Source organism: Cyanobacteriota bacterium, assembly GCA_025054735.1.
Classification (GTDB): domain Bacteria; phylum Cyanobacteriota; class Cyanobacteriia; order SKYG9; family SKYG9; genus SKYG9.
Map to the genome: position 1 here is coordinate 1 of JANWZG010000087.1, position 11131 is coordinate 11131.

Consider the following 11131-nt stretch of genomic DNA (forward strand, 5'->3'; position numbering starts at 1 on the left):
GCACTCCCTAACTGGTTCCTTAGCAATTAGCGAGTTACCGCTGAGGGATGCAGCGTTGCTGGCGATCGCTGAAATCAATGCTGCTGGTGGCGTATTAGGACGGCTGCTAGAGCCGATCGTGGCAGATGGAGCTTCTGACCCCCAGGAATTCGCCCGCCAAGCTCAACGGCTGTTGACCCAAGAGCAGGTTGTATCGCTATTCGGTTGTTGGACATCTGCCAGTCGTAAAGCCCTATTGCCAGTTCTAGAGACCCACAATGCTTTGCTATGGTATCCGGTGCAGTATGAAGGGTTGGAACAGTCGCCCTATGTGTTCTATATGGGGGCTTGCCCCAATCAGCAAATTGAACCAGCCCTGGGATGGTTGTTCCGGCATTATGGTAAGCAGTTTTACTTAGTTGGCTCTGACTATGTGTTTCCTCGCACTGTGAACCGTATTGTAGAAGCCCAGTTGCATCGAGAAGGGGGTGAAATTCTGGGTGAAGATTACGTGCCAATCGGTGCGACTGACTTTACAGCAGTCATGCAACGGATAGCTGCTGCTCAACCTGATGTTATTTTTAATACCCTAAATGGGGACAGTAACCTGAGCTTTTACCAAGCCTATGCTGAATCTGGGCTGAGAGCCAAGGGCATTCCTGTGATGGCAACCAGCATTGCTGAACCAGAGCTACAGACGATGGCAGCCTATGCCGAGGGCACCTTTGCCAGTTGGAGCTATTTCCAGAGCATTGATAATCCTGAAAACCGTCGGTTTGTAGCAAACTTCCGAGCACGGTATGGTAACGATCGGGTCACTAGTGCCTCAATTGTTCGTGCCTACACCCAAATTTATCTGTGGAAGCAGGCTGTGGAAGCAGCTCAATCGGTGGCTGTTGATAGGGTACGGCAAGCAGCATATGGGCAAACGTTTCAAAGCCCTGGAGGATTGTTGCAAATTGAGCCAAATCAGCACTTACGACAATTTTGTCGGATCGGCAAGGTGCAGGCCACGGGGCAGTTTGAAATTGTGTATTGCAGTGACGTAGCCATTCCCCCCAAACCCTGGATGGGGCTGGAAGATGCTGATTTTCCCAATAGGTCGCTGGTGATGAATCTGCTAGCTCAGGTCTCCCAAGGTATTCAAGCTAACTGTGAGTTGGAGCAAAAATCCCAAGAATTGGAGCAAACTATTGCCCAACTTCGACAGGAAGCCCGTGAACGACAGCGGACTGAAAGTGAGTTGCAGGCATTATTCCAAGCAATGACTGACTTGGTAATTGTCTACGATCGCCAAGGTCGCTATCTCAAGATAGTTTCCCATGACCCATCTGAGTTGTATGACAGCAATATAAACCGCTACGGTAAAACAGTTTATGAAATACTGCCAACTCAGATCGCAGATGGTGTCATTGCTTGCATTCAACAGGTTCTAGATACCCAGACAACGATGCAGCATGAGTATTGCTTGACAATTCAAAACCAGGAACGCTGGTTCTTAGCTAATGTGTCACCGCTGTCAGTTGATACGGTAATTTGGGTAGCGCGGGATATCAGTGAGCGTAAACGAGCTGAGGAAGACGCTAGACGGCGCGAGGTAGCTCTACAACAGGCTAACGCTGAAACCAATGCCCTATTTATGGCGATGGATCAACTCATTTTTGTCTTTGATCGGGAGGGTCGCCACCTTAAAATTCCGGCGGTTAATCCACGGTTGCAATACGAACCCTTTACTAATCGCATTGGCAAGACTCTGCATGAAGTTTTTTCCCAAGAGGTTGCTGATCAGTTTTTGGGCTATATCCACCAAGCTTTAGACACAGGTGAAACTGTAACTGTTGAATATAGCCTCATCATAGACGGCCAAGAGGTCTGGTCAGATGCCAGCATTTCTCCTATCAATGAGAACACTGCCCTGTGGGTAACCAGAGATGTGACCGATCGCAAACTCGCTGATGCTGCCCTGCGCTATAGCGAAGCCCTGAATCGCAGCATGATAGAGGCAATTCCCGATCTTATTGCCCGTGTCAACGCTGATGGTGTCTATTTACACTTTAAGCCCTTTAATGGTGTAGAGAGTATTTTTCCAGATCAGGATGTTGTTGGCAAGCGAATGCACGATGTGATGCCTGCTGACATTGTGCAACAGCGAATGGATGCTATACAGCAAGTGCTGGCAACAGGTCAGGTGCAATTTCAGGAATATCGCATCGTAACAGCCAATGGCGATGTGCGCTACCAGGAAGCACGATTTTCTCGTGTCGGGGACAGTGAAGTGTTGATGATCGTCCGAGATATCACTGATCGCAAGGCTGTCGAGGAAGCTCTACGTCTAGCGGAGGAGAATTATCGCAGCATTGTAGAAAACGCGGTTGATGGCATTTTTCAGACTTCGCCCGCTGGACAATATCTGAAAGCAAACTCTGCCTTGGCCCGTATCTATGGGTATGACTCCGTTGAGGCAATGCTGAGCGAAATTACTGATGTACAGCATCAATTGTATGTTAATCCTGAAGACCGCGATCGGTTTGTAGCTGAAATATTGGCTCACGATACCGTTGTCAACTTTGAAAGCCAAGTGTTTCGCCGAGACGGCAGCATCATTTGGATTGCTGAGAATGCCAGAGCTGTGCGCGATGCCCAGGGCAATTTGCTTTATTACGAAGGTACAGTCACTGACATCACCCAGCGAAAACAAGCTGAAGAGGCTTTAGCGAAAGCCAATGCTGAGATTTTAGCCCTTAACGAGCGACTGAAAGCTGAGAATCTACGCATGGGCGCTGAGCTAGATATTACACGACGGCTACAACAGATGGTGCTGCCTAAAAAGACTGAGTTACAGGCAATCTCTAACTTAGATATTGCAGGCTTTATGGAACCTGCTAACGAAGTAGGTGGTGATTACTATGATGTGTTGCATCAGAATGGTGTGGTCACCTTTGGTATTGGTGATGTCACAGGGCATGGGCTAGAGAGTGGCATGTTGATGCTGATGGTGCAAACGGCGGTGCGCACGCTGCTTACCAGTGGTGAAACTAATCCAGAAACTTTTCTCCGAATTCTCAACGAGATTATTTACGATAATGTGCAGCGAATGGACTGCGATCGCTCCTTGACTCTCTCCTTGATCAACTACCACGCAGGCACCTTGCGCTTGAGTGGTCAGCACGAGGAGCTGATTGTTATTCGAGCAACAGGTGACATTGAGCGCATTGACACAATAGATCTAGGATTCCCGATCGGTCTTGTGCCCGACATATCCAACTTTGTAGGCTACACCCACATAGACTTGCATCCTGGTGATGTAGTACTACTGTACACTGATGGTATTCCTGAAGCGGAAAATCAAGCCGGAGAACTCTATGGCATTGAGCGTCTCTGTCAGATAGCGCGACAACACCATCACCGCTCTGCCGAAGAGATTCAGCAGGCAATTGTCACTGATGTTCGCCGACACATTGGCACCCACCGCGTCTATGACGACATTACTCTATTGGTGTTTAAGCAAAAATAAGCTTATGGGTTTACTCATCAGTTGCTATCCCTGACATCTGACCCCTGAACCCTGTAGAATTAAACGGTTGTATTGAAGTTAATTTCAGGGCACCCGCTTTGATCGATCGCTACACCTTGCCCGCGATGGGCGAAATCTGGTCAGAATCTTACAAGCTAAAAACTTGGCTCCAGGTAGAAATTGCTGTTTGTGAGGCTCAGGCAAAACTAGGACGTATTCCCCGTGATGCAGTCGAAGAAATTAAGGCTAAGGCAGCTTTTGACCCTGGGCGCATTGCTGAAATTGAAGCTGATGTACGCCATGATGTAATTGCATTCTTGACCAACGTTAACGAATATGTTGGTGATGCAGGCCGTTACATCCATCTAGGCATGACTAGCTCGGATATGCTAGACACGGCACTGGCTCTGCAATTGGTAGCCAGCATAAACCTGTTGTTGGAAGAGGTAGAGAAACTGATACAGGCTATTCGCTATCAGGCTCAACAACATCGTTATACAGTTATGATTGGCCGTTCCCACGGCATCCACGCAGAGCCAATTACCTTTGGGTTTAAGTTAGCGGGATGGTTAGCGGAGGTGTTGCGGCATCGCGATCGCTTAGTCGCTGTACGTCAGGATATTGCTGTGGGCAAGATTTCTGGCGCTGTAGGCACCTATGCCAATATTGACCCGGAAGTAGAGGCGATCGCTTGTCAGCAGCTTAATCTCAAACCTGACACTGCTTCAACACAGGTGGTGTCTCGCGATCGCCATGCCCATTTTGTGCAAGCCCTAGCCTTATTGGCAGCCTCGATCGAGCGCTTTGCGGTAGAAATTCGTAACCTTCAGCGTACAGATGTCTTAGAAGTGGAGGAATTTTTCGCTAAGGGACAAAAAGGCTCGTCTGCCATGCCCCATAAGCGCAATCCCATTCGCTCGGAGCGCTTATCTGGCCTAGCGCGAATCGTTCGTGGTCATGCGATCGCTGCTTTGGAAAATGTTGCCCTCTGGCATGAACGCGACATTTCCCACAGTTCTGTAGAGCGGATAATGTTTCCCGATGTTTGTACCATAACCCACTTCATGCTAGTAGAGATTACGGATCTTGTGCAGCACCTGTTGGTTTACCCTGAGAACATGGCTCGCAATATGAACTGCTATGGTGGTGTTGTATTCAGCCAGCGAGTCATGCTAGCCCTGGTAGACAAGGGCATGACCCGGGAAGCGGCCTACAGCGTTGTGCAAGCTTGTGCTCACCAAGCCTGGAATCGACCAGATGGCAACTTTCAGGCGTTAGTCAGTCAAGATCCCCAAGTCACCCAATACCTTTCTCCAGAAGAGTTACAGGCTTGTTTTGATCCCCATTATCATCTTCGGCACCTTGAGGCGGTTTATCAACGGCTGGGGATTTAGCTGAGTATACAGTTAGCTAGCTAACAAGCATAATCTAGGGCTAAGCAGTAAGCAGCATACCTAGTCAACGCTTAGAGTTACATAGGGCTAATCTCAAGTCGAGACTGAGCTGTTTCATGCTAGACTTGCAGCAAGAATTGTAAGTCTAGATATGAGATAACCAATGGAATCTGAGTTTACAGCCAGTCAGCCCTTGTCTTCATCACCCGATATGTTGATGGATATTGATGCGGTGCAGTAGGCTCTTAACCGATCGCGTCCTTCTATCTATCGCTATGCCAATACAGATCCCCATAATCCTCATAATCTAAACTTGCCGTTTGACCCTAAGCGCCTTAACCCTGAGCACCGTCTTAGCGCTAATGAGCCTTTGCGGTTCCATCCCAACGAAGTAGCTCGGTTTGCGCGTGATGTCTTGGGCATTCGCCAGGTCACAATTTCAGTGCAAGAACCTGTTCAAACTGCTACAAATCGGTTGCTACAAGACATTTTGACTGAACTACAGGCTATCCATCAGCTCTTGAAGGAGCGCTCATGATTGCTACTAGCTCCTATTGGCTCATTCGCCGGAGTAAATGCTCAATAACAGGAGCATCTTGGGCTGTAGGTTCTGCCTCTAGATATGCCTGTAGATCCAGGCGGGCATCAATCCAATTGCCTAGTTGATAGTAAATCAATCCCCGATCGCGCCGCTGCATTGACACTTCCGGAAACAGCAACAAAATCCGTTCGACTGCCGCTAGAGCCTTGTGCCAGTTTTCTTGACTCAGGTAAATCATCTTCAAGTTAGACAATAGTCGTGCTAAGAATCGGCGGGGCGTGCTGCGCTCTAGGAATCTAGGGTTAAATGTTACAGGCTGACCATAAATTTCTGTTAGGCGCTGTTGACAATCTGCTGCAAACATCACTTCGCCTCGGTGAAAGGCATCTACCAAAAATTCCACGTCAGGAATATCTGGACGAATGAGAAAATGAGCAGGCATGTCTACACCTACCATAGGAAAGCCAATTCGCCTAGCAATCTCCAGATACACCAAGGCTAAGGTTATGGGGATGCCTGTACGTCGCTCTAGAACATCATTCAAAAAACTGTTACGTGGATCGTAATAGTCTGATGTGTTGCCAACAAAGCCCAATTCGTCATAGAGGTAAGCATTGATTGCCTTCACAACCCGCAATGGATAGCGCTCCGCAGGCAATTTAGCTTCTACAATCACTGCCATCTGGTCGAGCTGTTGCAGATATGCCTCTATATCTAAACTGGGATACTCTTCCTGGGCAATTACCAATGCGGCCGTTGCCAGATCAATGTCTTTATCGGCTTGAGCGGCGATCGCGCGAAATCGTTCCCTAGCTAGCAACAAACTCAAAATCTACAACCCAAATCACAACACTATCCTAACGGTTCTACAATAGATTTCCATCAGCCTAGGTTTAGGATTAACGAATTCTTGGTATAGTTTCGCTTTACAATTTCTTCAGCAAATTACTCCATCGCCTCGCAGCAACTATGAGCATCGGCTATCTCGCTCTCGTTCTCCACGCCCACCTGCCCTTCGTCCGCCACCCTGAAAGTGACTACGTGCTAGAAGAAGAATGGCTCTACGAAGCAATTACAGAGACTTATATTCCATTGTTACGTGTCTTTGAGGGGCTGAAGCAGGATGGCATTGACTTCAAGATCACCATGAGCATGACTCCACCGTTAGTGTCTATGCTCCGTGACCCACTGCTTCAAGAGCGCTATGATGCTCATCTTGCCAAACTAGAAGAGCTAGCGGAGCTAGAGGTTGAAAAGAATGTTTACAATGGACATATTCGATACCTAGCAGAGCACTATGCTACGGAATTTAACAAGGTTCGACAAACTTGGGAGCACTATAACGGTGACCTTGTTACAGCCTTTAAGCAGTTTTTAGACAGTAACAACTTAGACATCATCACCTGTGGTGCTACCCACGGTTATTTGCCACTGATGAAAATGTACCCAGAGGCAGTGTGGGCACAGATTAAGGTTGCCTGTGAACACTACGAGGAGAACTTTGGTCGTCCACCCAAGGGCATTTGGCTGCCAGAGTGTGCCTATTACGAAGGGTTGGAACGCATGTTGGCCGACGCTGGGCTACGGTACTTTATCACTGACGGTCATGGCATTCTCTATGCTCGTCCTCGCCCCCGGTTTGGCACCTACGCCCCTATTTTTACTGAGACTGGTGTAGCTGCCTTTGGTCGTGACCATGAGTCATCTCAGCAAGTGTGGTCATCGGTGGTTGGTTATCCTGGTGATCCAGTGTACCGGGAGTTCTACAAAGATTTGGGCTGGGAAGCAGACTATGAGTACATCAAGCCCTACATTATGCCCAATGGACAACGAAAGAATACTGGTATCAAGTATCACAGAATCACTGCTAGGGATGGGGGACTGAGTGATAAAGCTCTGTACGACCCTTACTGGGCACGGGAAAAAGCTGCGGAACATGCAGGAAACTTCATGTATAACCGTGAACGTCAGATTGAGCACCTCCATGGCATCATGCAGCGTCCGCCTATCATTGTTTCTCCCTATGATGCTGAGCTGTTTGGGCACTGGTGGTATGAAGGGCCTTGGTTTATTGATTACCTATTCCGCAAAGCTTGGTACGACCAAAATACCTTTGACATGACGCACCTGTCAGACTATCTACGATCGCACCCCACGCAGCAAGTTTGTCGTCCCTCCCAATCGAGTTGGGGCTATAAGGGTTTCCACGAATACTGGCTGAATGATACCAATGCTTGGATTTATCCTCATCTGCATAAGGCAACTGAGCGCATGATTGACCTCGCCCGCAATGAACCTGTAGATGAGTTGCAGTGGCGGGCATTGAACCAAGCTGCACGAGAGTTACTCCTAGCTCAATCGTCTGACTGGGCGTTCATCATGCGTACAGGAACCATGGTGCCTTACGCGGTGCGTCGCACTCGATCGCACTTGATGCGCTTCAACAAGCTGTATGACGATCTGCGGCAAGGCAAGGTCGATGCGGGGTGGTTGAGTAAGGTCGAGGCAATTGATAACATCTTCCCCAATATCAACTATCGAGTTTATCGATCGCTGTAAACACTCCCCCTACGGCGATTGTGTGGGAGACGGCTAACTAGCTAGAGTAAATGTTGCAAACAACCCTGTATTTTAGGATCCCATTATGGCATTAAACCCTGGTGACATTGCTCCCGCTTTTACCCTGACGGATACTGACGGCAATACTGTGAGTCTGTCAGATTTCCGGGGTAAGCGGGTTGTGCTGTATTTCTACCCTCGTGACAATACCCCAGGATGCACCAAAGAGGCCTGTGGCTTTCGGGATGCCTATGCTGACTATCAAGCCAAGGATATTGTGGTGCTAGGTGTTAGTACGGATGATGCTGAGTCCCACGCTAAGTTTGTGAAAAAATATGATTTGCCCTTTACGTTGCTGTGTGATCCAGATGGTGCAGTAGCAACGGCCTACGATAGCTATGGACTGAAAAAGTTCATGGGTAAGGAATACATGGGTGTCTCTCGCCATACCTTTGTAATTGGGGTGGATGGTCGCATTGAGAAGATCTATCGTAAGGTGAAGCCAGAGAACCATGCGGCTGAGATCTTGGCAGACTTAGATGCCTAGGAGATGCAAACAATGCGGCTATTTCAATTTGCCCAACGGGTTTTGAAGATTATCTTTCGGCATCCAGTAGTAGGCACCAGTATTATCCCAGTGTTGCCTGATGGCACGATCGCCATGATTCGCCGTAGTGACACCCGTAAGTGGGCGTTTCCAGGGGGCATGGTGGACTGGGGAGAGGACATTGCCACTACGGTGCGACGGGAACTGAGGGAAGAAACAGGATTGCAGGCGACCCAAATTCGTCGTTTAGTGGGGATTTATTCCTCGCCTAGCCGCGACACTCGCATTCACTCTATCTGTATCTTGGTAGAAGTAGCAGCCGAGGGAACCATAAGTATTCGTGATCCGTTTGAAGTTTTGGATGTGCGGGCATTTCCATTAGACGCAATTCCGATCGGTCATCTGTCTCACGACCATGATCAGCAACTTCAGGACTATCTCAGTGGGCAGACGATTCTCTCATGACGACTCTCGCAACACCAATTCGCAACAGTCGCATTCAATTATCCCTAGGGCAAATCTTCTGGCGAGAACTAGGACAGGGGTTAACTCTTGTATTTCTCCATGGGAATTGGCAAACAAGTGACCAGTGGCTGGCTGTCATCCAAGCGTTGGGACACGAGTTCCATTGCTTAGCACCGGATCTACTGGGATGCGGTGAATCTGATCGTCCTAAACTCAACTACTCAATTGCTACTCAGGTTGAGTGTCTGTCGGACTATTTAGATGCTCTTCATCTGCGGCAGGTGTATTTAATTGGTCACTCTATGGGGGCTTGGATTGCTACTAGCTATGCTCTCAAATATCCTGAGCGGGTGCATGGCTTGGTGCTGGTATCGCCTGAAGGTGTCCCCAGTCGCATCGACGATCGCTGGCGGCTTGAGCGCTGGTTAGTGGGGCAACCACCCCTGCTCTATTGGATATTATGCTTAGTGCAACCTATAGCCAAGCTGCTCAAACGGCAAGAGGGAATCCATAATCTGCTTGTGCGGCGACAGCAGTTACAGCGATCGCCCGTCGCTTGTCGAATACTGTTTCGTCGTCGTCCCCAAGAAATTATGGCTGACTATCTCCATACCCGGTTAAATCACCTCAAACTCCCAGTGTTACTGCTTCAGGGTGGGCGAGATGTCAAAGAAGTAAGCAGTATGGCCACAACCTACGCCAGCCTCTTACCCAATGTTACGGTTGAACACATGCTGCAATCCGATAGCAGCGAGTTGCCTGAAACAGCCGCTGAAGCCTTTGCCCGCGAAGTGCGGCTATTTGTCATGTCATCATTGCAGAGGTAGATGTAAACACTCTCATCTGTATTACGAGCTATCGTGACATCATTACTATCGAACCTGATAAACGTAGAGGGAAGCCCTGTATTCGACGAATGCGAATTATAGTTTATGACGTTCTTGGCTGGTTGCCGGAATGTCTGTTGCCGAGATTATTGATGACTTCCCGGAACTGACAGAGACAGATATCAGAGCTTGCCTAGAATTGGCGGCTGATCGTGAACATCGTTTAGTTGCTTCAGTGAGTGCCGCTTGAAACTACTTTTTGATCAAAACTTAAGCCGAAAACTTGTCACTCGCTTGGCTGATATTTTCCCAGATGCCAGCTATATCCAATTTCATGGATTAGCAAAGAAGACAGATACAGAAATTTGGGAATTCGCTGAGTTACATGATTTCTGCATTGTGACTCAAGATTATGCTTCTTAGCAGTAGCACTGCATAGCAGTGGATGGATGTAAAGTTGCTGGTGCTGGTTCAAGGTTATCTGCTACCGCCGCACTTACTATTGGGGCACACAGCAGTACTATTCGTTAGGCATGAAGTTTTCTCAAAGTAAGACTTAAATGTCTATTTTGAGTCTCTTATTGAGATAAAAGAGTCTTAAATTAAAAATAGTTTTGTCTTATGATAAGACTTGAATTTATTGAATAGAGTCTCATGTATCAGATATTAAGTCTCATATTGAAAAGGCTGTTGTATTGTTATGAGACTTAAAAGCTTACTAGTAAGTCTCTTGTTAAGATTTGTGAGTCTTGATCCGAAAGGCGGTTGATCTTAAAACAAGATTCTGATTCTTAAGATGAGTCTTATAAAGAGATAAATAAATCTTGATTCAAGAACAACTGATGGTACTGCTTCTTCTTAACAAGAGACCTTAATATTGCAGGATGAGTCTTAATGTAAGGTCACTAGGACATGATTTAATACAACCTAGACAAGAACGGTGGAGATTTGATGGGTACTGCTGGAACTTAATCAATCTAGGTTGAGATGTAGTCCAATATTTGATTGGTTGGACTAAGAGTGTCTTGTATTGTTCTTGAGGGAAGAATTTCAAAAATTGGTGTATTGCGGTTCAAGCAGTACATCGGAGCAGGTTTCTCACGGGTAAGGAGTAGTTGCTTGCTGCCGCGATCGCGCCCCATAAATTCCAGATATTGCCCAAGCACAGACTCCAGAGCAGGCTATGATTGGAGCACACAAGTTTTTTTACTTGCTCATATTTTCAGTCACGCCTAGTTTTTTCCAGATGCCGGAGATTGTCTTAGAAAGCAGGGATAGTTTGGTCAAATTCCCTGTTATGCCGAC

The 11131-nt window shown here is 47.6% G+C and carries 9 protein-coding genes and 2 pseudogenes; 9 read left to right on the forward strand and 2 right to left on the reverse strand.

Annotated features, from left to right (window positions below):
• The 3 genes from NZ772_06120 to NZ772_06130 all read left to right on the forward strand — a co-directional run.
• Positions 1 to 3493: transporter substrate-binding protein (locus NZ772_06120; GenBank protein MCS6813132.1), on the forward strand; the 3493-nt coding region annotated here is incomplete at its 5' end.
• A gap of 98 nt (positions 3494 to 3591) precedes the next feature.
• The gene (purB, locus tag NZ772_06125) at positions 3592 to 4887 is read left to right on the forward strand and encodes an adenylosuccinate lyase (protein MCS6813133.1); all 1296 of its coding nucleotides are present in this window, start codon (positions 3592 to 3594) and stop codon (positions 4885 to 4887) included.
• A 265-nt stretch (positions 4888 to 5152) separates the two neighbouring features.
• Positions 5153 to 5425, forward strand: coding sequence for a resolvase (locus tag NZ772_06130; protein ID MCS6813134.1), 273 nt, complete (start codon positions 5153 to 5155; stop codon positions 5423 to 5425).
• Between the two features lie 13 nt (positions 5426 to 5438).
• Here the strand turns inward: NZ772_06130 and NZ772_06135 are convergent, their stop codons facing one another.
• Complete coding sequence (locus tag NZ772_06135; protein MCS6813135.1) at positions 5439 to 6257, reverse strand: transglutaminase-like domain-containing protein; 819 nt, start codon at positions 6255 to 6257, stop codon at positions 5439 to 5441.
• Between the two features lie 140 nt (positions 6258 to 6397).
• Here NZ772_06135 and NZ772_06140 point away from each other — a divergent pair, with 140 nt between their 5' ends.
• The 6 genes and pseudogenes from NZ772_06140 to NZ772_06165 all read left to right on the forward strand — a co-directional run bounded on the left by NZ772_06140 (position 6398) and on the right by NZ772_06165 (position 10237).
• Positions 6398 to 7987: a glycoside hydrolase family 57 protein gene (locus tag NZ772_06140; GenBank protein ID MCS6813136.1), complete on the forward strand. Its 1590-nt coding sequence runs from the start codon at positions 6398 to 6400 to the stop codon at positions 7985 to 7987.
• A gap of 85 nt (positions 7988 to 8072) precedes the next feature.
• Entirely contained in the window at positions 8073 to 8534 is a 462-nt protein-coding gene (bcp, locus tag NZ772_06145) for a thioredoxin-dependent thiol peroxidase (protein MCS6813137.1), read from the forward strand.
• Positions 8535 to 8546: 12 nt separating this feature from the next.
• On the forward strand, positions 8547 to 8999 hold the full coding sequence (locus NZ772_06150; GenBank protein MCS6813138.1) for an NUDIX hydrolase: 453 nt from the start codon (positions 8547 to 8549) through the stop codon (positions 8997 to 8999).
• Positions 8996 to 9826: an alpha/beta hydrolase gene (locus NZ772_06155; protein MCS6813139.1), complete on the forward strand. Its 831-nt coding sequence runs from the start codon at positions 8996 to 8998 to the stop codon at positions 9824 to 9826. The genes NZ772_06150 and NZ772_06155 overlap by 4 nt, the downstream gene beginning before the upstream one ends.
• A gap of 20 nt (positions 9827 to 9846) precedes the next feature.
• A pseudogene (locus NZ772_06160) lies at positions 9847 to 10076 on the forward strand (DUF433 domain-containing protein).
• A pseudogene (locus NZ772_06165) lies at positions 10073 to 10237 on the forward strand (DUF5615 family PIN-like protein). The pseudogenes NZ772_06160 and NZ772_06165 overlap by 4 nt, the downstream one beginning before the upstream one ends.
• 566 nt (positions 10238 to 10803) lie before the next feature.
• Here the strand turns inward: NZ772_06165 and NZ772_06170 are convergent.
• Positions 10804 to 10992 carry a hypothetical protein gene (locus NZ772_06170; GenBank protein ID MCS6813140.1) on the reverse strand — a complete coding sequence of 63 codons (189 nt, stop codon included), beginning with the start codon at positions 10990 to 10992 and terminating at the stop codon, positions 10804 to 10806.
• Positions 10993 to 11131 lie beyond the last annotated feature (139 nt).

Bases quoted from the DNA above. Each gene is read 5' to 3' on its own strand.
- NZ772_06140 (MCS6813136.1), top strand. From the start codon at position 6,398: ATGAGCATCGGCTATCTCGCTCTCGTTCTCCACGCCCACCTGCCCTTC.
- bcp (MCS6813137.1), top strand. From the start codon at position 8,073: ATGGCATTAAACCCTGGTGACATTGCTCCCGCTTTTACCCTGACGGAT.
- NZ772_06155 (MCS6813139.1), top strand. From the start codon at position 8,996: ATGACGACTCTCGCAACACCAATTCGCAACAGTCGCATTCAATTATCC.
- NZ772_06150 (MCS6813138.1), top strand. From the start codon at position 8,547: ATGCGGCTATTTCAATTTGCCCAACGGGTTTTGAAGATTATCTTTCGG.